Source organism: Paraburkholderia lycopersici (genome assembly GCF_900096975.1).
Lineage (GTDB): Bacteria > Pseudomonadota > Gammaproteobacteria > Burkholderiales > Burkholderiaceae > Paraburkholderia > Paraburkholderia lycopersici.
The window spans coordinates 55974-81249 of record NZ_FMYQ01000002.1 but is presented as its reverse complement, the minus strand read 5'-3'; the positions used below and the strand labels follow the sequence as shown (position 1 = coordinate 81249).

Here is a 25276-nt window from a genome sequence, read left to right as displayed (position 1 = left end):
GTACGGGCGATGGATCGCGTTCGCCGACCGTTTCTTTCCTGGCAAGCTTCGACGCCTTGTCGATCGAATAAAAACAGAACCCGGCCCTGGATATGCCACGGCCCCGCCAGTCACGGGTAAACCCTATTCGTTGCGCAAGCAATAAATTGATCTGCGCCGTCCCTGGCTCCCCTTATGTTTCTTCGTCACGAGTCACCAACGCCAGCGTACTCGAGCCTGCGGGCGCTGGCGCCCGGCGAGGTTCGTCCGGTCTCCGTCGAGTCGTTTTATTAGACGAGTTCCCCTAGTGAAAACGATGATGTGTTTGACGCGGGTTATTCTTGCGCACCCAAAGTTTATGCTAGAGAATCAATAAAAAATCCCACAGAAGCATTGTGGCATACAAACGGCGGGCGACCAACCACCTGAAGCTCACCTCGGAGACACCACAATGAAGGAACTGACAGCCCAGAACATGGGAGCCAGGTCTGAAGCGGGCTGGTATCGCAGCTGGTTTCTGCTTCTGCTCGTTCTGATCTACGCATCGAGCTTCGTCGACCGGATCATCATCGCAGTCGTCGGCCAGTCGATGAAAATGGAGATGAACCTGAGCGACCTGCAGCTCGGCCTGCTCAACGGGCTCGCGTTCTCGATCTTCTATTCGCTGCTCGGCCTGCCGATCGCGCGTCTGGCCGAACGCTTCAATCGCGTCGTGCTGATCGCGCTGTCGATCGGTGCGTGGTCGATCATGACGGCACTGTGCGGTACCGCAGGCGCCTACTGGCAACTGCTGCTGTACCGGCTTGGCGTGGGCATCGGCGAGGCGGGCAGCACGCCCACCGCGCATTCGTTGATCTCCGATCAGTTCGGCCCGCGCCGCCGCGCCAGCGCGCTTTCCATCTACGCGTTCGGGCCGCCCATCGGCGTGCTTGCCGGCGCGCTCGGCGGGGGCTTGATGGTCCAGCACATGGGGTGGCGTCCCGTGTTCTTCGTGGTCGGCCTGCCGGGACTTGCTTTCGGCCTGCTCGCCTGGCTTACGCTGCGCGAACCGAAGCGCGGCGGGGCGGAAGAGGGCGCGATGCATGCCGCGGCCCCCGTGCCGCCGCTGCGCGAGGTGCTCACGGTCCTCTTCACGAGCCGCGCCTTCGTGCAGATGCTGCTGGGCACCGTGGTCGCCGGATTCGCGCAATACGGCATCAACCTGTTCATCCCGATCTATCTGAACCGCGTCTATGGACTGAGCTTCGCGCAGGCCGGCCTGATCTTCGGCTTCATGATCGGCGTGGGCGGCATTTTCGGGAACATGCTCGGCGGCCTGCTCGCCGATTCGCTGGGCGCGAAGAACCGCCGCTGGTATGCCTGGGTGCCCGCGCTAGGCACGGCGATCGGCTTCCCGCTCGTCGCGATCGCGTTCACGCTGGGGCACTGGCCCGTTGCCGTTGCGCTGATTTTCGTTGCCACGGTCACGCTGAGCATGTGGAACGGGCCGACCTTCGCCGTCGTGCATGGCATTGTCGAGCCGCGCATGCGCGCCACGGCATCGGCTTGTGTGTTCCTTCTCATGAATCTGGTGGGTCAGGGGCTCGGGCCCACAGCCGTAGGATTCCTTAGCGATCGATTTGCGGCGCGCCTCTTCACCGCGGGCCAGTTCAAGCAGGTTTGCGAAGCCGGGGGCGCGCACGGCCTCCATGGCGCGGCAGCCGCGGTTCAAGGGCCATTCGCTTCGGCGTGTCACGACGCCTCGGCCTACGGCATCCGCTACGCGATGCTGACTGTGAGCGTGGTGCTCGTGTGGTCGGCGGTCCACTACTTCCTCGCCTCGCGCCATCTTTCGCGCAGCAAGTAATTCGTAGCCGGTAACAGCCGGCGGAAATACAGCGGTAAATAAGCGGGCGCCATAGCCCGCAATACAAGGAGATCGTCAAGTGAAGAAGAAGGTATGGGCGGGCGCGATAGCGGCCGCGGTGGCGACAGCGGCGCACGCGCAAAGCAGCGTGACGCTGTACGGGATCATCGACGATGGTCTTACCTATGTGAGCAACGCGGGCGGTCATTCGCTCTTCAAGCTCGACGACGGCATTAACCAGGCGTCGCGCTGGGGCCTGAAAGGCGCAGAAGATCTGGGCGGCGGCCTCAAGGCGATCTTCACGCTGGAAAACGGTTTCTCGCTGAATACCGGCACCGCGAGCCACGGCGGCGCGCTGTTCGGACGCCGCGCATTCGTGGGGCTGTCGAGCGATACGTTCGGCACGCTGATCGCCGGCTACGACTACGATTTCATTTACGACTACGTCTCCTATTACACGAATGTCGCGCAGTTCGCGCCTTCATATGCGTTTCACGGCGCTTACGACATCGACCGCCTGGCCGGCGAGCCGGTCAGCAACATGGTGCGCTACGAAACGCCGAACTGGCATGGTTTCGGCGCGGGCGTGATGTACGGTTTCAGCAACATTGCGGGCGCTTTCGGCGGCACGCCGACCGGCAACCCGCGTGTGATAAGCGGAGGCATCAAGTACAGCCCGACCGGCACGTTCAACGCGCCGTATTCCATGGCCGCCGTGATCACGAAAACCGATGGCGGCAATGCGGCGCGCGGCGTCGGCACGATGGCGCAGGTCGCGCTCGATGCCGAGTCGATCTACACGGTCGCGGTTGGCGGCATGGTGAACGTGAACGATGCGTGGTCGATCAACGGTGTGTACACCTACACGAATGCGTCGAAGAGCCCGCTCGGCGTAGTGACGGTGAGCGCCTATGAAGCCGGCACGAGCTACAGGTTCTCGCCGATGCTCACGGTCGGCGGCGGTTTTACGTACGTGGACCAGCACAAGCTCGGCAAGTACAACCTCTACAGCGCCGGCGTGGACTATCGCCTCTCCAAGCGCACCGACGTGTATTTGTTCGGCGTCTTCCAGCACGCGTTCGCAGGCCAGAAGTTCGCGGACAGTTTCCTCGTCTCGACGCCTTATTCGGTGCCGGGCGCGGGCGGTTCGCTGTACGGTAACCTCGCTTCGACTACGGCTAACCAGCTGGCCGTGCAGATCGGCATTCGCCACCTGTTCTAAACGTTTTCCGGTGCGCCGGTGGTTGGGATGAGAACCCCGATGCCGGCGCATTTTTTAGGATTCCTCTGCGGGTGGAGGACTACGCGAATCGATTGCCATGCAGGTTTCCCGGCCTCGGGTGCCCGGGTGCGAATCTGCATCCTCACGGGTCTGCACGCATATTGAAGGCGACTCCGACTCGAACGGCCAGGCAAAATGTTTCGCACCATGACGGTACGACGTGGCAGCGCCTCCCGGCGCCGGGGCCCGATCGGCGTGTCGTGGCGCGCGGCGGCCCCCCGGAACGTGCTCGCGCGCCCGGGAACCCGTTGCAAGGCGCGGCGGGCCGTGCAGGCCATTTCCGGACCACCCCAGGCCCGATCCGTCTCATTGGGGTAACACACCGTTGGGCGTTTGGTATACCTGCACGGTATGATATGGATTTTAAGCGCCGCTGCCCGCCCCAAACATGGCGCTGCCGGCGCGGCCTTTCGAACCCCACTGTCTGTCATTCAATGAGTCAGCCACCCAAACTGAGCCGTTCGGCCGAAATCAAGGCGCTCCTGGAATCGGAAATCGAGCGAGGCGAACTGGTGCCCGGCGCGGCCCTCGACGAGCGCGCGCTCGCCGCGCGTTTCAACGTGTCGCGCACGCCCATTCGTGAGGCACTGCAGCAACTCGCCGCGCAGCAGTACGTGCAAATCGTGCCGCGCCAGGGCGTGTTCGTAACCAAGATGACGGTCCCGCAACTGCGCGACATGCTCGAACTCCTGCATGAGCTGGAAGCCGTCTCGGCGCGCCTCGCTGCACGGCGCATGAACGACGCGCAGCGCGTGGAGCTGCAGCGCACGATCGACGAAGGCGTCGAGGCGCTGAACCAGAGCGACGCCCGCCGTTTCGCGCGCAGCAACGCGGAATTCCACGAGGTGATCTGCCAGGCGTGCCATAACGACTACCTGGCCGAGCAGATTCGCGCAATTCGGCGCCTCATCTCACGCTACCGTCCGAAGCTGTTCCTCGCGCCGAGCCGCCGCGAGAAGGTGATCGCCGATCACCAGCGCCTTGCGCAAGCCTTGCTCTCCGGCGACGAGGCAACGGCCGAAGAGGTCATGGCGCAACACTCGCCGGGCGGCGACGCGGGTTTTTCCGAGTTTCTCGCCACCTTGCCCGCCGAGTTTTTCAACGACGCGCCGATGGCGTATCCGCGCGAAGCGGCTTCGGCCGAGGCCGGCCCGCTCAACGGCGAGCACGACGACTGATGGCGCGAGGCGGTCAGACCGCCTCGCAAGTCGCCGTGCGCGAAAGCACGGCGGGACAGACGATCGAAGCAGGCGATCAGAGATCGGCGAAGCGGCCGTTTTGCGCCGCGAGCTTTTCGAGCAGCGGCGCCGGCTTCCACCAGTAGCCGTACTCGTCGTATAGGCGCTTGACGTCGCGATAAACGCTCGCGAGACCGATCTGGTCCGCGTAGTACATCGGGCCGCCGCGATGCGCCGGGAAGCCATAGCCCGTCACATATACGACGTCGATGTCGCTCGCACGCAAGGCAACGCCTTGTTCCAGCAGCTTCGCGCCTTCGTTGATCATGCCGTATACGCAGCGCTTGACGATTTCCCCGGCGGAAATCGGACGGCGCACGATGCCAAGCCGCGCCGATTCCTCGACGATGAAGCGCTCGAGTTCTTCATCGCGCTGTGGCTCGCGGCTGCCAGGTTCATACCGATACCAGCCCTTGCCGCTCTTCTGGCCAAGGCGCCCCATCTCGACGAGCTTCAGGATGAGATCGTTCCACCGGCGGTCGGTCGGGCGCGTCGCCATTTGCGCCTTGCGCGTCTGGTAGCCCACGTCATTGCCGGCCATGTCGTGCACGGCGAAGATGCCCATCGCGTAGCCGAAATCCTTGAGCGCCGCATCCACTTCGTGCGGCAGCGCGCCGTCTTCGACGAGGAAATGCGCCTCACGGTTGTAGTTGCGAAAGAGCGCATTGCCGATAAAGCCCGGATAGATGCGCGCCAGCACCGAAACCTTGCCCATGCGGCGGCCAAGGTCCATGAGCGTCGCGATCACGTCGTCGGCGGTCTGGGCCGCGCGCACGACTTCGAGCAGGCGCATGACGTGGGCGGGGCTGAAGAAATGTGCGCCAACCACGTCGGCGGGGCGCTTCGTCACCGCGGCGATTTCGTCGATGTCGAGGCCCGAAGTGTTGGTGGCGAGTACCGCGCCCGGCTTCGCGTGCACGTCGAGTTCGCGGAAGATGCCTTGCTTGAGCGCGAGGTCTTCGAAGACGGCCTCGATGACGATATCGGCATGCTTGACATCGGCGACGGCGAGCGAGCCCGCGATGCGCGCGAGGCGCTCGTCGCGCACGGCGGCCTCCAGCTTGCCGCGCTTCACGCTGCTCTCGTAGTTGTCGCCGATGCGGGCGAGGCCGCGCGCGAGACCTTCCTGCGTCGCGTCGATGAGCGTGACGGGGATACCCGCCGCAGCGAGCGCCATGGCGATGCCGCCGCCCATCGTGCCCGCGCCGATCACGGCGGCGCGCGCGATCGGGCGCGCCGCCGCGTTGCCGACGGGAATCTGCGCGGCGGCCTTTTCGGCTGCCTTCACATGCGCGAGCGCTGCTTCACGCGCCGCCGTTTCCTGCGGATTCAGTTCGTTTGCTGCATTCATGGTTCGTTGTGCCTCGTCCCTGGTCAAGCCGTGGTTTTCCGCGCGTCGGGGCGCTCGAGCGGCTTGGCCTTGCCGTCCACGAATTCCTGCAGGCGCCTGGCCGTTTCGGGCGAGCGCGCCATGTTCGAGCTCATGTATTCGAGGAAGAGCCCGTCTTCGTGCGAGAGATCGTTCACGCGCGGCAGCAGGTTGGTGATGCGCCAGTTGGTGTCGGGCGCGTTTTGCGCGATCTTCGCGGCCAGTTCCTTCGCCTTGGCGAGCGCTTCGCCCGGCGGCGTGAGATACGTGATGACGTGCTCGCGCATGCCTTCTTCGGCGGAGAGCAGGCGCCCCGTCAGCATCAAATCGGCCATCACGGTATAGCCGATCACACGTTGAATGCGCACCGTGCCCCCGCCGCCCACGAAGATGCCACGCTGCCCTTCGGGCAAGCCGAAGAATGCCGTCGTGTCGCCCACGCGCACATGCGCGGCCGTCGCGAGTTCGAGGCCGCCGCCCACCACGGCGCCGTGCAGCGCCGCGACGAACGGAATCGGCCCGCGTGCGATGACGTCGAACACTTCGTGCCACGAGTGGCGGCGGCGCTTGCGCGGCGGCGCGGTCTGGCCGGTGGCGCGCGAAAGCGCTTCGCGCAGGTCGAGACCCGCGCTGAAGTTGCCGCCGTGCCCGAACAGCACGCCTACGTCGGCTTCTTCGCCGGCGCGCAGGACGGCGTCGCGCAACTGCGCGATCACGTCCTCGTTGATGGCGTTGCGTTTGTCGGGACGGTTCAATCCGATCAGGGCGACCGCCCCGTCGAGTTCGTAGGTAACCAGGGTTTCGCTCATTCCGAATTCCGTTGTCTGTATTAAAGGTCGAGCACGAGGCGGCCGCGCCTGCAGCGTGATACGCAGACCTGCATGACCTTGCCGCCCGCCTTGTCCGCGTCCGAAAGATAGGTGTCGCGATGCTCGATATCGCCGTCGCACACGCCGGTCGTGCACAAACCGCAGTAGCCCGAGCGGCAGTCGTACATCACGTCGACGCCGTTTTCGACGAGCGTGTCGAGCAGCGACTTGTCCGCGGGCACGGTGAGGCGCTTGCCCGACGACTTCAGCTCGACTTCGAACGCGGTGTCGCCTTCCTGCGGCGCGGCTTCCGTAAACAGTTCGTAGTGCAGATCGCATTCGTGCCAGCCGCGCTCGCGCGCGGCGGCGAGCACGGCTTCGATCATGCCCGCCGGTCCGCACACGTAGATCGGCTGGTTCACCTGTGCGCCGTCGAGCAATGCGTCGATCGAGAGGCGCGTGGCCGCGTCGTCGTCGGCATGCAGGACGAGATTCGCTCCGGCGAGTGCACGCAACTCGTCGACGAACGGCAGCGCCTCGCGCGTGCGGCCGCTGAAATGCAGCTCGAAGTCGCGTTGCTGCGCGGCGAGCGCGGTCGCCATCGAGACGATCGGCGTAATGCCGATGCCGCCCGCGATGAGCAGCACGCGCGGCGGCGCGGCGAGCGCGAAGTGGTTGACCGGCGCGCGCACGTTGAGCGTGGCGCCCACCTCGAGCGCATGCATGTGGCGCGAACCGCCCCGGCCCTCGTCTTCGCGGCGAACGCCGAGGCGGTATGCGCGCACGCCGCTGCGCGGATCGACGGCGGGGTCGAGATGGATCAGCGAATACGAGCGCCACTGCGCTGCGCCGCCCGCCGTCGCGGGCGGGATCTCGACCTGGAGGTGCGCGCCCGGCTCGAAGCCGGGTAGCAGCGCGCCATCGGCCGCTTCGAGCGTGATCGACTTGATGAGCGAAGTCGGAGCGTCGACCGCGGCGACGCGCAGCGTGAGAAGCGAGTGGGCGAACATCGGGGCGAGCATCGAAGTCATTCCGGAAATACGGGGTTACGCGCGATTTACGCGCTTTCGGTCAGCACGCGCCAGTCGGTGCCCGCTGGCAACACGCCGCCAATCGAGATCGCGCGTGAGTAGTCGAGGTCGGGGTTGTCCGCGAGCGTGGGCGTCTTGCCGGCCATGAACTCCCGCGCCGATTTGAGCAGTTGCGCGCGCACGCGCAGCACGGCGCCGTCGGCGGAGCAGAGCTGCTCGGTGGTGCGGTCCGCAATCGGGCCCTGGCCAAGGAACATTGCGAAGTCCTCGGTGCCCAGGTGCTGATGGAAGCCCGTGGCGTGGCCGCGTCTCATGAGGTCGCGGTTCTGGCCGAAGCTCTGCTCGCGCGTGCCCGGCGGCAGTGGCGGGAAGTTCCATACGTCCGGCGTAGCCGACATCACGGTCATGCCGAGCTTGCGCGTGGGATTGAAATGCACGAACCAGGCGCGGTGCGTGACGTCGTCCACGGGCGTCGAAAAGAACACCGTGCTCGGACTGTTCGCGTCAGGCGCACAGATGATGCCGTACCACGGCATCACGAAATTGTTCACGCGCGCGTAGATCTTGTCGTCGGGGAGGTCGCGCAGCGCGGCATAGCGATAGCCATAAGGGCGCTCTTCGAATTCGAGGCGAGGCGCGAGCGCCTTCGTCATATGCATGCGTTCGTTGCCGCCGCCCGCCGTGATCTGCGTGGTCGATTCGTGCAGCACGCCCACGTGCGACGAATCCATCGAGGCTTCCACACCCTGCACCCAGTTGGTGGGGACTTCGACGCTCGTGACCGAGCGCTGATCGGCGGGCAGTTGCGTGAACGGCAGGTCGGGAAAACGCGGCGGGGTATCGCCCTTGCCGAGCCACACCCAAATGATGCCGCCGCGATCTTCCACGCGATACTGGCTCGTCTTCACGCGCTTGCAGAACTGCGCCTGATCGCCCACCTGGTTCGGCGCCTCGACCACCTGGCCTTCCACATTCACCTTCCAGCCGTGGAAAATGCAGCGCAGGCCGTTGTGTTCGTTGCGCGCCATCATCATCGAGGTCTTGCGGTGCGGGCAAAGCTCGTCGATCACGCCGGCTTTGCCGTCGGTCGTGCGAAATGCCACGTAGTTCCTGCCGAGCAGGCGCACCAGCACGGGTGCGCCGTCCGCCTCGAGCTTCGCCGAGGGCACCGCCGGGATCCAGTAATGCTGGCGGATCATTTCGCCCATGGGCGCGCCGTTTTCGACGCGCGTGAGCAATTCGTTCTCTTCGACGGTCATGGCCATGTTCAGGCCTCCTTATATTGGCGGAACGCGCGCGTATAGACGCGCTGGCAGTTGCATTCGAACACGTTGCGGCGCTGCGCTTCGGTGAGCCATTCGATGCTTTCGATCACCGGTTTCATATCGTCGTAGTCGCGGCCGGAGACCGGGTCGCGCGCGCTGCCCGTGCCCGGCTTTTCGGTGCCGAACAGAACGTTGTCGGCGCCGGCGACCTTGAGCAGCAGCTCGATCGATTCCTTCGAATAGTTGCAGGTGTCGAAATAAAGCTTGCGAAGCTGCTCGTCGAAGGTTTGCGGGTGATTGCGGCGCACGGCCCACGAACGGAAACGGCCCATCTGGTAGGGAATCGCGCCGCCGCCGTGGCCCACCACGATCTTCAGGTTCGGAAACTTCTGGAACACGTCCGATTCGAGCAGCGAGATGACCGCTATGTTCTCTTCGTTGATGAACTTGAGCGTGTACGACTCGCGCGGGCTGCAGCTTCCGGCCGAGTGAATGAGCGCGGGCACGTCGAGCGCCGTCATTGCCTCATAGAGCGGATACCAGAACGGATCGCCGAGACCCGGCGGTGTCGGGCCTTCGGATTCGGTCGGGTCCGGGTTCAGCAGGCAACCCACGAAACCGAGTTCGTTCACGCAGCGCTTGAGCTCCGCCACCACGCGCACTTCCGGCGACTCGTTCATGAACTGCGGCAGGCCTGCCACGCCGCGGAAGCGGTCGGGGAACATCGCGACGAAGCGCGCGATCAGGTCGTTGCAGTGGCGCGACCAGAGCTCCGTCACACGCCCAGGCTTGACCGAATGCATCTGCAGATAAGGGCGCGGCGAGATGAACTGCACGTCGGTGCCGACCGAATCCATGCTGCGCACGAGTTCTTCGGCGGCCTTGCGCACCGAGGCGTCGGGCACATTGGGCTTCGTGGACGGATTGGCGCGGCCGCCGATGAGCTCCGCCATGTAACGGAAGCTCTCGGGCGGCATGACGACGTGGGCGTGGGAGTCGATGATCACGTTGGGGCCTTTTTCAATGGAGGTGTGCTTTGCGTTGCGGGAATGAGCCGGAGTTCAGTACGCCACGGCCATGGCTTCGAGCTGAAGCGCCATGCCGTGCTGCAGTTCGTGCACGACGACATGACGCGCGGGCCGCTGCGCCGGGTCGGGCCAGAACGCGAGCCAGTACGCGTTGATGTGCTCGCGCACGCTGTCGTCCTTCACGTACACGGTGAGCTTCACGACGTCCGCGAGCGTTGCGCCGCCCGCGTCGAGAAAGCGCTTGAGGTTGTCGAAAGCAAGGCGGGCCTGGTCGGCGCTCGCACCCGCGAGCTTGCCGGTGGCCGGGTCCTTGCCGGCAATCGCCGACGAGCACAGCACGTTGGCCACGCGCGCGCCCACCGGAATCGGGGCGTTGTGCGCGAGGCCTGGGACATCGATCGAGCGAGGCATGTTGTCTCCGTTTCAAATTATTCAGGATGACCAGGCTTGTCAGTCGGTGCCGAAGTCGAAGAAATGACGCGGCACGGCCGCGAGAAATTCGGAAAAGCCGGTCGTGCCTGCGGGAACGTGGCGGCGCATCAGGTCGGCGGCCTTTGCTTCGTCGCCGGCCTGGATCGCGCGGGCTATCTCGAAGTGCTCCTGCAACGAGCGGCTGATCTGGCTGCGGTTGCGCAGGTCGGCCACACGGTAGCGTTCCGACTGGCGTCGCGCCGAGCGGATCTGGTCTGCAAGGCACTCGTTGCGGCTGCCGTCGTAGATCGTGTCGTGAAAGACCGCGTTGGCGCGTGCGTATTTGCCCGCGTCGCCTTCCACCGCGGCCTGCTGGCAGGCCATGAGCGCGCGATCGAGCGCCTCGTGTAGCGTGGTGCTCGCGCGCCGCGCACTAAAACGCGCGCAAAGCGCCTCCAGTTCGCCGATGTACTCGAGCATCGAGCGCACCTTCGCAATGGAGAGCCGCGCCACCGTAATGCCTTGGCGCGGCGAAATCACCACGAGGTCGCGCGCCGCGAGATGCTGAAGCGCTTCGCGCACCGGCGTGCGCGATACGTTGAACCGCGCAGCGAGCGCGCGCTCGTCGATTGGTGTGCCGGGCGCGAGCTGGCCCGTTTCGATCTCGGCCTGCAACATCTCGCGAATGTCGTTCGCGAGACTCGCGCGCATGCGCGGCGCGGCTGCGGGCAGGTCGGGCGCGGCGCCCTCAAGCTCGACGGACAGGTCGACTACAGGTTTCATGGAGACGCGGTTGTGGTGTTCGGGTAAAGCAAATATACCAATTTGACGTTGTGGTATTCAAGTTGGGGTTTTTCTTATACCGACGCGTGTGGCCCCTGATGTCACCTGTCGACAAGAGAAATTGCATATAAATCAGTGATATATGGCTGATGCCATGACTATTCCCTGGGTGACTAGGGGAAAACGCCAGGCATGGAAATGAGCCTCTGGTGTATTGAGAATGCTGTTCTGGTATGCCAGAATGATCCTCATCGAAACGATCCTGGGCGACCGTTCCGGTATCCCGATCAAGCAATCAAGAAGAGGCATGCCCTGATGAGTCAGTCACTCCCCGAAGCCGCCGTCGTGCTGCCCGTCGAACGCGTGCTCAAGCCGCGCTCGATCGCGATCGTCGGCGCTTCCGCCGACCCGCGCTCGTTCGGCAACTTCGTGCTGCAGAACCTCGAGCGCTTCGGTTATGCGGGCGCGATCCATCTCGTGTCGCGCAGCAGCCAGGAAATCAACGGCCGCCCCTGCGTGAACAGTGTCGGGGCGCTGCCCGAAGGCATCGATCTCGCGGTGCTCTGCATTCCGGAAGCCGGCGTGCTCGACACGGTGCGCACGCTGGGCGCGCTCGGCACGGGTGCGGCGGTGATTTTCGCTTCGGGTTACGCCGAAGCGGGCGAGGAGGGCCGCGCGAAACAGCGGGCGCTGACCGAAGCCGCGAATGCCGCGGGCATTGCGCTGATCGGGCCGAACTGCATGGGCTTCGCCAACTTCGAGGAAGGCGTGCCGGTAACCTTCGAGGCGCTCGCGCCATACCCGTGCGCGGGCCGCAAGGGCGTGGGCGTGGTGGCGCAAAGCGGCGCCATGGCGGCGAATCTGCGCGACGCGTTCATGGGTCGCGGCCAGCCGATCACGGCGGCGGTTTCCACCGGCAACGAAGCCGTGCTCGGCATCGAGGACTATCTCGCGTGGTTCGTCGCCGACGCGCAAACCAGCGCGATCGCCGTCTACGCCGAGCAGGTGCGGCGGCCGCAAACGTTCCTCACACTGGCGCGCGAAGCGCGCGCGGCAGGCAAGCCGATCGTGATGCTGATGCCCGGCAAAAGCGCGCGGGCCCGCGAAGCGGCGCAGTCGCACACGGGCGCTCTGGCGGGCGACCACACCACGGCGAGTGTGCTGCTTGCCCGCGAAGGCGTGGTGGTGGTCGATTCGCTCGACGAACTGTTCGACACCACCACGATCCTCGCGCGCTTCCCCGTGCCGCCCGCGGCGGGCACGGCGGTGATGACGGCATCGGGCGCGGTGAAGAACATCACGCTCGACTTTGCGGACGACATCGGCTTGAGTCTGCCGCAGCTTACCGAACCCACGCTCAAGAAGCTGACCGAATTGCTGCCCGACTTCGCCGTGGCCGACAACCCGCTCGACTATACGACGATCGGCGTGCGCAATCCGGGCTTGATCGGTGAGCTGATCGACACCGTGCTCGCGGATCCGAACATCGGCAGCCTCGTGCTTTCGATCATGGGCGGTCCGTCCATCGCGCAGCGCGACAAGGCCGACCATCTCGTGCCGGCGCTTGCGCGCGCAACCAAACCGGCCGTGCTCGCGGTGATGGGCGACAACAACGCACTGGAGCCGTTCTTCGTCGAGGCGATTGCCGAGAGCGGCGTGCCGTTCTTCCGCTCGCCCGACCGCGCGCTGCGGGCCTGCGCACGCGTGGCCGCTTATGGCGAGTCGTTGCAGCGTGCCGAGCGCGCGCAAACGGTGCAACCCGCGGCAATCGCGCTGCCGTGCCCCGTGCCCGCGAACGGCATTTACGCCGAATATCAGGGCAAGCAATGGCTCGCCGCCGCGGGCCTTCCCGTGCCGCCTGGCCGGCTCGCGAAGTCGATTGACGAAGCGATCAGGATTGCAGAGGAAATTGGTTACCCGGTCGTACTGAAAGCCCAGGCGAGCGAGCTGCCGCACAAGAGCGACGTGGGCGGCGTGGTGGTGGGCCTCGCCGACGCGAACGCGCTGCGCAGCGGCTGGGACAAGCTGCATGCGAGCGTGGCCTCGCATCGCCCCGAGCTGACGCTGGATGGCGCGCTCGTCGAGGCGATGGGGCCGCGCGGTCTCGAACTCGTGGTCGGGGCGAAGCGCGATGCCGAATGGGGACCCGTCGTGCTGGTGGGTCTCGGCGGCATCTGGATCGAGGCGCTCAAGGACGTGCGGCTGATCCCGGCCGACATGGCCGAAGCCGACATCGTCGCGGAACTGCGTCGGCTGAAGGCGTCGGCGCTGCTCGACGGCGTGCGCGGCGCGGCAGGCGTGGACGTGGCCGCCATCGCGAAGGCCGTCGCCGCGATCGGCGCGCAGATGCGCGCGAACGTGCAGATCACCGAGATCGACGTGAACCCGCTCGTGGCCTATCCCGACCGTGTGCTCGCGCTCGATGCGCTCGTCGTGTGCGGTGGGCGAGACGCCGCACATCACTGATAAGGACAATGAATCAATGAGACTGGAATTCTCCGCGGAGGACGAAGCGTTTCGCGCCGAGGTGCGCGAGTTCGTCAAGAAGAACCTGTCGCCGGGACTCAAGCGCAAGGCGGAGCTGGGCCTGCGCCTTGAGCGCGCCGACTACGTCGAGTGGTACACGCGCCTTTACGAGCGCGGCTGGATCACGCCTTCGTGGCCGAAAGAAGCAGGTGGCCCGGGATGGACGCCGCTGCAGCGCTACATCTTCGACGAGGAAACGCTGCTCGGCGGTGCGCCGCGCATCATCGCGAGCGGCATCAACATGCTGGGTCCCGTGCTCAACGCGTTCGGCACACCTGAACAGAAAGCGCGCTACCTGCCCGCCATCCGCCGCAGCGAAACGTGGTGGGCGCAGGGCTTTTCGGAACCGGGCGCGGGCTCGGATCTCGCCAGTGTGCGCACGACTGCCGTTCGCGACGGCGATCACTTCGTCGTGAACGGGCACAAGGTCTGGACTTCGTACGCGCACTGGTGCGAGATGATGTTCGCGCTCGTTCGCACCGACCCGAACGCGAAGCCGCAGGAGGGCATTTCGTTCCTGCTCGTCGACATGAAGTCGCCGGGTGTCGAATTGCGCCCCATCCGCATGCTCGAAGGCGGCACCGATCTCAACGAGGTCTATCTCGACAATGTGCGCGTACCGGTCGAGAACCTCGTGGGCGAGGTGAACAAGGGCTGGTCATATGGCAAGTACCTGCTTGGACACGAGCGTACCGGTATTGCGGGCATCGGTTCGTGCAAACAGCAGCTTGCGCGCGTCAAGCAGCTCGGCAAGCGGCAGGGAATCGCCGGCGACCCGCTTTTCGAGGCGCGCGTGAGCCGTCTCGAGATCGAATTGATGGCGCTCGAATTCACGGGCCTGCGCATGCTGAGCGCGAACCAGCAAAGCCGCGTGCCGGCGGTCGAGGCTTCGATGCTCAAGGTGCGCGGCACCGAACTGCGTCAGGCGATTTATGCATTGCTTGCCGACATCGCCGGCCCCGACGCCATTGCATTCGACGAGGCCGCGCTGCTCGACCAGGCGGGCCATGAGGCGCCGAGCTCCGAGGACGTCATTGCCATCGCGGCCAACTACTTCGACGCGCGCAAGCTGTCGATCTACGGCGGCACCAACGAAGTGCAGCGCAACCTGATCAGCCGCGCGTTGTTCAACGCCTGAAGCGGACACGATAAATCATGGACTTTTCTCTGACCGAAGATCACGTCGCGCTGCAGGATGCGGTACGCCGCTTCTGCGACGGCGAATATCCCGCGCACCAGCGCGGCAATGCCGAGGACGCGGCGCTCGCGGCGCGCCGCCGCGCGGGCCTCGCCGCACTCGGCGTCACCGGCCTCACGATCGCCCCCGACTTCGGCGGCAGCGGTTACGGCGCGGTGGAAACCATGCTCGTCGCGCAGCAACTGGGCCGCGCGCTGGGTGGCGCCGGGTGGCTGGCGAGCGGCATGCCCGCCGCCGCGCTGATCGGTGTGGCGGGCAGCGCGCCGCAGCGTTCGCAATGGCTCGAAGCAGCCGCGTGCGGCGATAAGGTGCTCGCGCTCGCGGTGGGCGAAGCCGACGCGCGCTACGACCTCTCGCGCCTCGCGGTGCGGGCGACGGAAACCGGCGACGGCTGGCGCATCGAGGGCACCAAGACGCTCGTGTTCGACGGCGGGGTCGCCGACGCGTTTGTCGTGGCGGTACGGACGTCGGGCGAGCGCGGCAGCAGGCATGGCCTGTCGCTTTTCCTCGTCGATGCGGATGCGCCGGGTATCACGCGGCGTAGCTTCGCAACGATCGATGCGCGTGGCGCGGCCCACGTGAGCTTTGCGAACGTGGCCGTCACCGCGGCCGATTTGATCGGCGAGGCGGGCGAGGCCTGCGCGCTCGTCGAAGCAGCGCTTGACCGCGCGAACGCCGCGCTGTGCGCGGAATCGGTCGGCGCGCTGGAGGCGCTGCTCGAACTGACCGTCGAGCATCTGAAGACGCGCACGCAGTTCGGCGCGCCGCTCGCGAAGTTCCAGTCGCTCCAGCATCGCATCGCCGACACGCTCATCGCGCTCGAACAGGGCAAGTCGATGGCATGCGCAGCCGCGATGGCGGTCGACGAAAGCGACCCGGCGCGCCGCAGCCGATTTGTCTCGGCGGCGAAGGCTTTTATCGGCGATGCGTGCAAGAACGCGGGAGAATGGGCGATCCAGTTGCACGGCGCAATGGGTATGACAGAAGAGTGCCGCGCGGGTCATTACGCCAAGCGCATGTTCGCGATCAACATGACCTACGGAGACGCGACGTGGCAACTGAACCGCTTTACGTCGCATCGCCTTGATGAGGAGAACGTATGAGCCTGAACGGAAAAGCGTATATCGTCGGCGCGTACGAACATCCCACGCGCAAGGCCGATGATCTTTCCGTCGTGCGCCTGCACGCCGACGTTGCGAAGGGCGCACTCGAAGACGCGTGCCTGACGAAAGACGACATCGACGGCTACTTCTGCGCAGGCGACGCGCCCGGCCTTGGCACTACGACGATCGCCGAATACCTTGGCCTGAAGCTGCGCCATGTCGATTCGACCGAGTGCGGCGGCTCTGCGCCGATTCTCCACGTCGCGCACGCGGCCGAGGCGATTGCAGCAGGCCGCTGCAACGTGGCGCTCATCACGCTCGCGGGCCGTCCGCGCGCAGCGGGCGCGGCGCTTGCACTGAAGGCGCCGGACCCGGACGCACCCGAGGTACAGTTCGAGCTGCCGTTCGGCCCGGCCACGCAGAACCTTTACGGCATGGTGGCAAAGCGCCACATGTACGAATACGGCACGACTAGCGAGCAGCTCGCGTGGATCAAGGTCGCGGCCTCGCATCACGCGCAGCACAATCCGCACGCCATGCTGCGCAACGTCGTGACCGTCGAGGATGTCGTGAATTCGCCGATGGTCGCCGACCCGCTGCATCGTCTGGATTGCTGTGTCATGACCGACGGCGGAGGCGCGCTCATCGTCGCCCGCCCCGAGATCGCAAAGCAGCTCAAGCGCCCGCTCGTGAAAGTGCGCGGCACGGGCGAAGCGCCCAGGCATGCGGCGGGCGGCCGGATCGATCTGACGTGGTCGGCGGCCAGATGGTCGGGCGCGGCGGCGTTCGCGGAAGCGGGCTTGACGCCGGCCGATATCAAGTACGCGTCGCTCTACGACAGCTTCACGATCACCGTGCTCATGCAACTCGAAGATCTCGGCTTCTGCAAGAAGGGCGAGGGCGGCAAGTTCGTGCAGGACGGCGGCCTGATTTCGGGCGTCGGCAAGCTGCCATTCAATACCGACGGCGGCGGCCTGTGCAACAACCATCCGGCAAACCGCGGCGGCGTGACGAAGGTCATCGAAGCCGTGCGCCAGTTGCGTGGCGAAGCGCACCCAGCCGTGCAGGTGCCGAACTGCGACATTGCGCTCGCGAACGGCATCGGCGGTGCGCTCGCCTCGCGGCACACGGCCGCAACGCTCATTTTGGAACGGGTTTAACGATGAGTACGACTAATCGCAATATGGAATCAGGGCAGCATGCAGCGAAAGCGGCGAAGCCCGCCGGTCCGCGCCGCGTCCCCGCGCCGCGGGCGTTGCCCGAGGCGCTGCCGTTCTGGGAGGCGGCGAGTGAAGGGCGTCTGCTCGTAAAGCACTGCGCCGACTGCGGCGAGACGCATTATTACCCGCGCGACATCTGCCCGCACTGCCTGAGCGCGAATACCGGGTGGATCGAGTCGAAGGGCATGGGCGCGATCTATTCGCACAGCACGATGGGCAAGGACGAAGCGCGTTACACGCTCGCCTACGTGACGCTCGACGAAGGCGTGACGATGCTCACCAATCTCGTGGACTGCGATCCGGCGTCCCTCGCCATTGGCCAACGCGTGCAAGTGGTGTTCAAGCCCAGCGACGGTGGCTATCCCGTTGCGATGTTTACTCCGGCCTGAGGGAGGCGACCATGAGCCAGGATTTGAAGGATACGCAGGCAACTGGACGGGATCGTAAAGGCGCGCTGTCACGCTTCACGATCATCGACGCTTCGCGCGTGCGCGCGGGACCGACCGCCGTGCGTCTGTTCGCCGACATGGGTGCGCGCGTGATCAAGCTTGAGATTCCGCCCGGCGCGCCCGGCGGCGACGACATGATCGGCGGGCGCGACCACAATCGCGCCGACTACGAAAATCTGCATCGCAACAAGGAAAGCCTCACGCTGAACATGAAGGACCCTGCGGGCCGCGAGATTCTGCATGAGCTGGTCAAGCGCGCGGATGTATTCATCGAGAACTTCCGGCCTGATGTGAAAGACCGTCTCGGCATCGGCCCCGATGCGCTGCGTGCGATCAACCCGCGCCTTGTCTACGCGAGCATTTCGGGCTTTGGCCAGAACGGACCGTATGCGAAATGGCCGGGCTTCGACTCGATTGCGCAGGGCATGGGCGGGCTCATGAGCGTGACGGGCAAGCCGGGCGAAGGACCGATGCGCGTGGGTATTCCGATTGCGGACCTTTGTGCGGGCCACTTCTGCGCAATGGCGATTCTCACGGCGTTGCTCGAGCGCGAAGCGTCGGGCGAGGGGCAGTGGGTACAGACGTCACTGCTCGAAGCACAGCTCGCGATGCTCGATTTCCAGGCCGCGCAATGGCTCGTGGACAAGAAGGTGCCGCAGCAGGTGGGCAACGAGCATCCGCTCACGGTGCCCACCGGCGTGTTCCGGACGAAGGACGGCTACCTGAATCTCGCGGCCATCGGTCAGACCATGTGGACGCGCCTGTGCGAGGCGCTCGGCCTCGATCATCTCGCGCGCGCGCCGGGTTTTGACTCCGATCCGGCCCGCGTGGAGAATCGCGACGCCGTGAACCACGCCGTGAGCGAAGTCTTCAAGACGCGCACGACGAAAGAATGGACCGCAGTCCTTATCAAGGCAGGAGTGCCTTGCGGGCCGATTCACCGCATCGACGAGGTGTTCGAGGACCCGCAGGTCAAGCATCTCGGGATGGCGTGGCCTGTCGATCTGCCGGGCAAGGGCGAAGTCGCTTTCGTCGGCCAGCCGTTCCGTCTTTCGCGCTACCCGCGCGAAGCGTCGCCCCGGCTCGCGCCCGAGCAGGGCGAGCATACGCAGGCCATTCTGCGCGAGCTTGGCTACGCGGACGAGCAAATCGAACAGTGGCGCGCGGCGTTCGTCGTCTGAGCGCTCGAGCAGAGCAACAACGTACAGGAGAAGGAGACGACATGGCACGCCTCGTAGCCGCATTCGGCTCGTCGCACAGCATCATGCTGGTTTCGCAGCGCGAAGACTGGCAGCACGGCTTTCGCGCGGTGGACCCGAAGAATCCACACTATTTCGACAAGGGCGGCAATCACGTCACATACGATGACCTGCTGGAGCGCGCACCCGCGGAAGCCGAAGCGATGGTCACGCCGGAACGCATGGGCGAGCGCTACGATCGGGCCGAAGCGGCAATGGACGAATTGCGCGAGCGCATTCGCGCCGCGAAGCTCGACGTGCTGATCGTGGTCGGCGACGACCAGACGGAGTTGTTTCGAACCACGAACAATCCGGCGTTTGCCATCTACTACGGAGAGACGATTCGCAATGCGAAGCGCGAGACGAGCCCGAACGACAGTTGGTACGCGCGGGCGCGCGCCATGCGTCAGGAGCCGGACGGGGACGCGCACTATCCCGTCAAATCAGCAATGGCGCGCTGGGTGATCCGCGAGCTTTGCGAGCGCGACTTCGACATCGCGGCGATGGATGGTCTCGAACGCGGCCAATACGAGGGACACGCGTTCTCGTTCATTCATCGGCGCTACCTGCAAGGCCTCGATTTGCCGGTGATTCCGGTGATCGTGAATACCTTCGATCCGCCGAATCAGCCCACGCCACGCCGCTGCATTCAGCTTGGCGCCGCGTTGCGCGAGCTGATCGAAGCCTACCCGGAAGACCTGCGCGTTGGCGTGCTCGCTTCGGGCGGCCTCTCGCACTTCGTGGTGGACGAGGACCTCGACAACGGCATCATCAATGCGATCCGCCGCAAGGACAGCGCCTGGCTTGCCGCGCTAGATCCGAAGCAACTGCAGGCGGGCAGTTCCGAAATTCGCAACTGGATCATCGCGGTCGAGGCTGTCAAGTCGCTCGATCTCGAATGGGTGTCGTACACGCCGGGCTACCGCAGTCCTGCGCTGACCGGAACCGGCCTTTGCTTCGCGGCGTGGCGCACGCTCGACTGATCCCGCCTCAATCGGCTCAAGACATACATGGAAGACAACGACATGGCTGACCAAAACGTACAGCGCTTGCGGCGGCTCGACTGCTGCGCCGTCTCCGATGCGCTCGACAAACTGAAACTGGGTGGCGTGGTTAGCGGCCTGCCGCAGCGCTCGGGCGAGCGCCGCATTGCTGGCCGTGCGATCACCGTCAAGCTCGGCACGGGCGTCGCGCCGCCGGGGCCGCCCGTGCATCTCGGCTGCACCGCGATCGAACAGGCCAACGCCGACAACGTGATCGTGGTCGAGCAGCGCAGCGGCGTGGAAGCAGGATGCTGGGGCGGCCTGCTCTCGCTGGCCGCCAAGGTGCGCGAAGTTGCGGGCGTGGTCGCGGATGGCCACGTGCGCGATATCGACGAAGCCATCGGCTACGAGTTGCCCGTATTCAGTCGCGCGACCACGGCGCGCACGGCGCGTGGCCGCGTGGTCGAAAAGGGCACCAACGTACCGGTTCAGATCGGCGAGGTGCGGGTGGAGGCGGGCGACTATGTGGTGGCCGACAACAGTGCGGTGATCTTCATCCGCGCAGCCGACATCGACGCCGTGCTCGAAACCGCCGAGATGATCGTCGCCAGGGAAGCCGCGATGGCCAAGGCGATTCTCGCGGGCACGCCAGTCGGCAAGGTAATGGGCGGCAACTACGAACACATGCTTGCCTGAGCGCATCCGCAATTCACGACACTTTCCGGAACCATGACGATGAACGATAACCGCGACGACCGCAATGTGGAACGTGCAGGCAAGCTCGACACGGCCACGCTTTCCGACGCGCTCGACAAGCTCGGCATCAACGGCCAGTGCTACAGGATCAAGGCGCGCAGTATGGACTTCCGCCTGGCGGGCCGCGCCTGGACGCTCAAGTACGGTCCCGCCGCCAATCCGCCCGGCACGGTGGGCGACTATATCGACGACGTACCCGAGGGCGCCGTCATCGTGCTCGATAACGGCGGCCGCGAAGATGCCACCGTGTGGGGCGACATCCTTACCGAAATCGCGCATCGCCGCGGCATTGCGGGCACGGTAATCAACGGCATCTGCCGCGACGTGTCGCTGTGCCTGAAGCTCGGCTACCCGATCTTCAGCCGCGATCACTGGATGCGCACGGGCAAGGACCGCGTGCAGGTGGAGGCGACCAATATTCCGGTCAATGTGGGCGAGGCGCGCGTGCAGCCCGGCGACATTCTGCGCGGCGACGCCGACGGCGTGATCGTGATTCCGCGCGAACACGAGGACGCCGTGCTCGAAGCAGCGGAGACGATTCACCGCGCGGAAGACGCGATTCGCGAGGCCTGCCGCAGCGGCATGCATCTGGACGAGGCGCGCAAGCAGTTCAAGTACCACCAGTTGCAGACGCGGGAGAAACAAGCATGAAAGAGCACGATAGCGCGACGACGATTCGCACTGCGATCGAACGCGTCGAAGCAAGCGTGGTCGAGGCCGCGCGCAGCGTGCCCGCTGCCACGCTGCACGAAGCCGGCGGGAAGATCGGCGCATTGCCCGCGGCAATCAAGCCCGTCGCGCCGGACTTCAGGATTTGCGGCACGGCTGTCACCGTGCATTCGCCCGGCGGCGATAACCTTTGGCTGCACCGCGCGATTGCGCTCGCACAGCCGGGCGATGTGCTCGTGGTCTACACGAACGGCGTGTACGAGCATGGCTACTGGGGCGAGGTGATGACGACCGCCGCGAAGGTGCGGGGGCTCGCGGGTCTCGTGATCGACGGCGCGGTGCGCGACGCGGACCTGCTGGAAAGCATCGGTTTTCCGGTGTTCTCGCGCGGACTCTCCATTCGCGGCACGGGTAAGGACTATGGCGCGATCGGCTGGATCAACGAGCCGGTGCGGATCGGAAACGTTACGGTATGTGCAGGCGATCTGATCGTCGGGGACCGTGACGGTGTGGTGGCCATCCCGCGCGCGCGAGCGGCAGAGGTCGTGGCCAGGGGCGCGCAGCGCGAAGCCGACGAAGCGACGATTTGCAAACGCATCGAGACCGGCGAAACGACCATGCAGATCTACAATTTCCACTAAGGCTGGAGATGACCTCGAAACCCGCCCATTCACCCGGGCTCGCGCCTGAGCTTACCGTTGCGGGCCCGATCGCGACGGTCACGTTGCGACGCCCTGAAATGGCGAATCGCCTCGAACCGGAAGACCTCGCCACGCTGCGCGGTTTTATTCGCGACGTGAACGTCGCGCGCGACGTGCTCGTGCTGCGTCTGTGCGCGCAAGGGCGGCACTTTTGCGCCGGCTTCAACATCGGCAGCGTGGCCGACGAAAACGCGGGGGCGAGCTTCGAGGCGCTCGCGAACGAACTGGAGCAGGCGCGCCCCGTGACGATCGCCGCGATAAACGGCGGCGTTTTTGGCGGCGCGACCGATCTCGCACTCGCCTGCGACTTTCGCATTGGGGTTGAAGCCAGCCAGATGTTCGTTCCGGCGGCACGGCTTGGGCTGCTTTTTTATCGTGGCGGCCTGCAGCGCTACGTCTCGCGACTCGGCCTGAATGTGGCGAAAAATCTGTTGCTGCGCGCCGCCACGCTCGATGCCGCGCAGATGCTGGCTTGCGGCTTTCTCGATGCGGTCGTTGCGCCCGCAACGCTGGACGGCGAAGTGGAGCGCCTGAGTATCGAACTGGCCGGCATGGCGCCGCTCGCGCTGCTCGGCATGAAGAAACATCTGAACCGGATCGCGAACGGCACGCTGGACGAGGACGAGTTTCAGCGCGACGTGGCACGGGCGGACACTTCGCAGGACCTGCGCGAAGGATCGCTCGCGTGGAAGGAAAAGCGCAAGCCGGTGTTTCGTGGCGAATGAATAGTGAATAGCTGCGCTTCGCGGCAGGCAAACAGGGAGACCTTCAATGGACATCGACGAAAAGCCCGTTCTTGCGCGGCTGTATGGCGAGCGCGGCTCGCCGCCGCCCATTACGGCCATGCTCGGCGGTACGTTTATATCGCTGGGCGAAGCCTCGCTGGAGGCAGAGTACGAGGGAGGCGCTCCATTCCTGAATCCAGCGGGCCAGGTGCAGGGCGGCATGCTGTGCGCCATGCTCGACGACGTGACGGCGACACTGGTCGTTTCCACGCTGGCCGAGGGCGAGCATTGCGCGACGCTGAACCTGAACGCCTCGTTCCTGCGGCCTGCAAAGCCAGGCAAGCTGACCGGCCGGGCGACGCTCGTGCGCAGAGGGCGGGGTGTATGCAACGTGAACGGCGAGTTGTGGCAGGAGGAGAAACTCGTCGCGACGGCGACGGCGGTGTGCATGGTCGTCGTGCGCTGAGGCACCGCGCGTATCGGGGAGTCCGGACAGGTACTTGCGGATTCTGTTTCGCCATCCTTATAAAAATTCCAATATGACCTTGAACCGCAAGCTCGTTTCGATGATCGCCGTTCTGTGGATCGGTCTCGTGCTGGTCGGCGGATTTGGCGCGTGGCAGACGCGCTCGACCATGCTCGACGATCGTAGAAACCAGTTGAGATCGCTTGTCCAGCAAGCCCAAAGTCTGACCGACCATTACTACCATCTCGCGCAGCAGGGGGCGCTAAGCGAGGACGAGGCGCGCAAGCAGGCGCTTTCTGCGCTGGGCGGACTGCGCTACGGCGACGATGGCTATGTCGCGGTCATCAATTCGCATCTTGTGATCGTGATGAATCCGTTTCTGCCGCAAATGGCCGGCAAGGACGCGAGCCGCATGATGGACGGAGCCGGCCAGCCTCTGTTTCCCAAGCTCGTGGCCGCTGGCAACCAGCACGGCGGCGGCTTTGCCGACTACGTGGGGCGCAAGCCACACAGCGACGTACATCCGGTCAAGACCAACTTCGTGGTCCGCTTCGCGCCGTGGGACTGGTACATCGCCACGGGTATGTACATGGACGATATCGATACGGAGTTCTATGCAAATCTGTTGCGCTGGCTCGTCGTTACCGCGCTGCTTGCAGGTGCTTCCACCCTGGTGATGGCGTTCGTGGTGCGCAGCATCATGCGTGCGCTCGGCGGTGAGATGGAGGTGGCGGTCGAGGCGGCGCGGCGCATGTCGCAAGGCGACCTCGTCGAGCAGGTGCCGGTGCGCAGCAGCGGCCAGCCCAGCCTCATGCTGGCGCTTGCCACCATGCGCGACGGAATTGTCGAGACGGTGTCACGCGTGCAGGCCGGCGCGGAGAACATCAACGTCGGCGCGCGCGAAATCGCCTCGGGCAACGCCGATCTGTCGAGCCGCACGGAAAAGCAGGCCGCCGCGCTCGTGCAGACGGTATCAAGCATGGACGAGATAACGGCCAACGTGAAGCGCAATGCGCAAAGCGCGGGGCAGGCAGCGCATCTCGCGAGCGCAGCCGCCGAGGTTGCGAGGCGCGGCAGCAACGCCGTGGACGGCGTGGTGCATACCATGGGCGACATCACGAACAGCTCGCGGGAGATCGCAAACATCATCGGCGTGATCGACGGTATTGCGTTCCAGACCAACATTCTCGCGCTCAACGCGGCGGTCGAGGCGGCGCGTGCTGGCGAGAACGGGCGCGGCTTCGCCGTGGTCGCGGCGGAAGTGCGTAGCCTCGCGCAACGCTCGGCGGCAGCGGCGCGCGATATCAAGAATCTCATCGATGCATCGACGCAGGCTGTGGAGGCCGGCGCGGAGCAAGTGTCGAATGCCGGCGAGACGATGGGCGACATCGTGCGGTCGGTTACGCGCGTGCATGCAATCCTCGATGAAATCAGCGCGGCGTCGTCGGCGCAGAGCGCCGGTATCGAGCAGGTGAACGAGGCGATCAGCGAAATGGACCGGGTGACGCAGCAGAACGCGGCGCTGGTCGAGGAGGCCGCAGCAGCGGCGCATTCGCTGCGCGATCAGGCCGCGAGCCTGCGCGAAGCAATTGCGCGCTTCGCGCTTCCTTCGGCGTAGTCCGGGCGGCTGCTCGGTCGACGCCATGACGCAACTAACCGCCAACCCCGCATATCAACCGCAAACGCCGTGTCACGGCGAAAATACCGGGCTCGCAGCGCGAACACGATCACGTCGAAACGAAGAAAAAACCGCAGAAGTTGCACGCGCAACGAAGGTTTGTTCCCGGCGTGCGCTGGCCGTTGCCGCTCAATGCAACAACGCGAGGCTGAGTGCGATACCGGCTGCGTAGGTTCCGAGCGCGCCGACGAATCGCGCCGGATTGGGCTTCGCCATGCTCGGGAAGGCAATGAGGCCAACGACGAGCAGGCACCTGCACACAGTCGCGGCCACCATCAGCGCCACGGTGGCGGGCGTTGGCGAATGCGCGCCCAGATAAAGAAAAAGCACCGCAAAGAACGGAACATATTCGGCGGTGTTCGCGTGCGCGCGGACGAACTTGTGCAGCAGATCCGACGGGTCCGGCGCGCCGCCCGAAAGCGTGCGCTCGCGAAACCGCAGCATGGAAATGGACAGCCCGAGGCCGAACAGCAATAAGCCCAGGACGGCTACGCAGGAGAGCGCGATTCTGTCCATTCCACGC

Annotated in this window: 24 protein-coding genes; 16 read left to right on the top strand and 8 right to left on the bottom strand. The window is 65.2% G+C overall.

Annotation, left to right across the window (positions count from 1 at the left end):
* Window positions 1-430 precede the first annotated feature (430 nt).
* The 3 genes from BLU17_RS03260 to BLU17_RS03250 all read left to right on the top strand — a co-directional run bounded on the left by BLU17_RS03260 (window position 431) and on the right by BLU17_RS03250 (window position 4285).
* Complete coding sequence (locus tag BLU17_RS03260; RefSeq protein ID WP_091994365.1) at window positions 431-1825, top strand: spinster family MFS transporter; 1395 nt, start codon at window positions 431-433, stop codon at window positions 1823-1825.
* A 79-nt stretch (window positions 1826-1904) separates the two neighbouring features.
* Entirely contained in the window at window positions 1905-3047 is a 1143-nt protein-coding gene (locus BLU17_RS03255; RefSeq protein WP_091994363.1) for a porin, read from the top strand.
* A gap of 494 nt (window positions 3048-3541) precedes the next feature.
* Entirely contained in the window at window positions 3542-4285 is a 744-nt protein-coding gene (locus BLU17_RS03250; protein ID WP_091994360.1) for a GntR family transcriptional regulator, read from the top strand.
* A 76-nt stretch (window positions 4286-4361) separates the two neighbouring features.
* On the opposite strand, the gene BLU17_RS03245 is transcribed toward BLU17_RS03250, so the two are convergent.
* Genes BLU17_RS03245 through BLU17_RS03215 form a run of 7 tightly spaced genes read right to left on the bottom strand, consistent with a single transcriptional unit; the run spans window position 4362 to window position 11041 of the window.
* A complete protein-coding gene (locus BLU17_RS03245) occupies window positions 4362-5696 on the bottom strand; it encodes a 3-hydroxyacyl-CoA dehydrogenase (protein WP_091994357.1) in 1335 nt (444 codons plus the stop codon).
* Window positions 5697-5719: 23 nt separating this feature from the next.
* Complete coding sequence (locus tag BLU17_RS03240) at window positions 5720-6523, bottom strand: crotonase/enoyl-CoA hydratase family protein (protein ID WP_091994355.1); 804 nt, start codon at window positions 6521-6523, stop codon at window positions 5720-5722.
* Window positions 6524-6543: 20 nt separating this feature from the next.
* Window positions 6544-7545: a PDR/VanB family oxidoreductase gene (locus BLU17_RS03235; protein WP_091995052.1), complete on the bottom strand. Its 1002-nt coding sequence runs from the start codon at window positions 7543-7545 to the stop codon at window positions 6544-6546.
* A gap of 35 nt (window positions 7546-7580) precedes the next feature.
* Window positions 7581-8819, bottom strand: coding sequence for a Rieske 2Fe-2S domain-containing protein (locus BLU17_RS03230; RefSeq protein WP_091994352.1), 1239 nt, complete (start codon window positions 8817-8819; stop codon window positions 7581-7583).
* Window positions 8820-8821: 2 nt separating this feature from the next.
* A complete protein-coding gene (locus BLU17_RS03225) occupies window positions 8822-9826 on the bottom strand; it encodes an amidohydrolase family protein (protein WP_091994349.1) in 1005 nt (334 codons plus the stop codon).
* 54 nt (window positions 9827-9880) lie between these two features.
* The gene (locus BLU17_RS03220; protein WP_091994346.1) at window positions 9881-10258 is read right to left on the bottom strand and encodes a RidA family protein; all 378 of its coding nucleotides are present in this window, start codon (window positions 10256-10258) and stop codon (window positions 9881-9883) included.
* Window positions 10259-10297: 39 nt separating this feature from the next.
* Complete coding sequence (locus BLU17_RS03215; protein WP_245746710.1) at window positions 10298-11041, bottom strand: GntR family transcriptional regulator; 744 nt, start codon at window positions 11039-11041, stop codon at window positions 10298-10300.
* Between the two features lie 315 nt (window positions 11042-11356).
* On the opposite strand from BLU17_RS03215, the gene BLU17_RS03210 reads away from it, so the two are divergent.
* The 13 genes from BLU17_RS03210 (at window position 11357) to BLU17_RS03150 (ending at window position 24693) form a co-directional block, all read left to right on the top strand.
* On the top strand, window positions 11357-13507 hold the full coding sequence (locus tag BLU17_RS03210) for an acetate--CoA ligase family protein (protein WP_091994343.1): 2151 nt from the start codon (window positions 11357-11359) through the stop codon (window positions 13505-13507).
* A 16-nt stretch (window positions 13508-13523) separates the two neighbouring features.
* On the top strand, window positions 13524-14705 hold the full coding sequence (locus BLU17_RS03205) for an acyl-CoA dehydrogenase family protein (protein ID WP_091994340.1): 1182 nt from the start codon (window positions 13524-13526) through the stop codon (window positions 14703-14705).
* Between the two features lie 17 nt (window positions 14706-14722).
* On the top strand, window positions 14723-15868 hold the full coding sequence (locus tag BLU17_RS03200; RefSeq protein WP_091994337.1) for an acyl-CoA dehydrogenase family protein: 1146 nt from the start codon (window positions 14723-14725) through the stop codon (window positions 15866-15868).
* On the top strand, window positions 15865-17028 hold the full coding sequence (locus tag BLU17_RS03195; RefSeq protein WP_091994334.1) for a thiolase domain-containing protein: 1164 nt from the start codon (window positions 15865-15867) through the stop codon (window positions 17026-17028). The genes BLU17_RS03200 and BLU17_RS03195 overlap by 4 nt, the downstream gene beginning before the upstream one ends.
* A gap of 2 nt (window positions 17029-17030) precedes the next feature.
* Window positions 17031-17477, top strand: a complete 447-nt coding sequence (locus BLU17_RS03190) for a Zn-ribbon domain-containing OB-fold protein (protein WP_245746709.1) — start codon at window positions 17031-17033, stop codon at window positions 17475-17477.
* A gap of 11 nt (window positions 17478-17488) precedes the next feature.
* Window positions 17489-18718, top strand: coding sequence for a CaiB/BaiF CoA transferase family protein (locus BLU17_RS03185; protein WP_091994329.1), 1230 nt, complete (start codon window positions 17489-17491; stop codon window positions 18716-18718).
* Window positions 18719-18759: 41 nt separating this feature from the next.
* On the top strand, window positions 18760-19758 hold the full coding sequence (locus BLU17_RS03180; protein ID WP_091994326.1) for a DODA-type extradiol aromatic ring-opening family dioxygenase: 999 nt from the start codon (window positions 18760-18762) through the stop codon (window positions 19756-19758).
* Window positions 19759-19800: 42 nt separating this feature from the next.
* Window positions 19801-20454 (top strand): RraA family protein, encoded by a 654-nt coding sequence (locus BLU17_RS03175; protein ID WP_091995046.1) that lies wholly within the window; start codon window positions 19801-19803, stop codon window positions 20452-20454.
* Window positions 20455-20493: 39 nt separating this feature from the next.
* Window positions 20494-21165, top strand: coding sequence for an RraA family protein (locus tag BLU17_RS03170; RefSeq protein WP_091995044.1), 672 nt, complete (start codon window positions 20494-20496; stop codon window positions 21163-21165).
* Window positions 21162-21824, top strand: a complete 663-nt coding sequence (locus BLU17_RS03165; protein ID WP_091994323.1) for a 4-carboxy-4-hydroxy-2-oxoadipate aldolase/oxaloacetate decarboxylase — start codon at window positions 21162-21164, stop codon at window positions 21822-21824. Before BLU17_RS03170 ends, BLU17_RS03165 begins: the two co-directional genes overlap by 4 nt.
* Window positions 21825-21832: 8 nt before the next feature.
* A complete protein-coding gene (locus BLU17_RS03160) occupies window positions 21833-22609 on the top strand; it encodes an enoyl-CoA hydratase/isomerase family protein (RefSeq protein ID WP_091994322.1) in 777 nt (258 codons plus the stop codon).
* Window positions 22610-22655: 46 nt separating this feature from the next.
* A complete protein-coding gene (locus tag BLU17_RS03155; RefSeq protein WP_091994320.1) occupies window positions 22656-23075 on the top strand; it encodes a PaaI family thioesterase in 420 nt (139 codons plus the stop codon).
* Window positions 23076-23148: 73 nt separating this feature from the next.
* Complete coding sequence (locus BLU17_RS03150; protein WP_091994318.1) at window positions 23149-24693, top strand: methyl-accepting chemotaxis protein; 1545 nt, start codon at window positions 23149-23151, stop codon at window positions 24691-24693.
* Window positions 24694-24882: 189 nt separating this feature from the next.
* On the opposite strand, the gene BLU17_RS03145 is transcribed toward BLU17_RS03150, so the two are convergent.
* Window positions 24883-25269, bottom strand: coding sequence for an MAPEG family protein (locus BLU17_RS03145; protein ID WP_091994315.1), 387 nt, complete (start codon window positions 25267-25269; stop codon window positions 24883-24885).
* Between the last annotated feature and the right edge of the window lie 7 nt (window positions 25270-25276).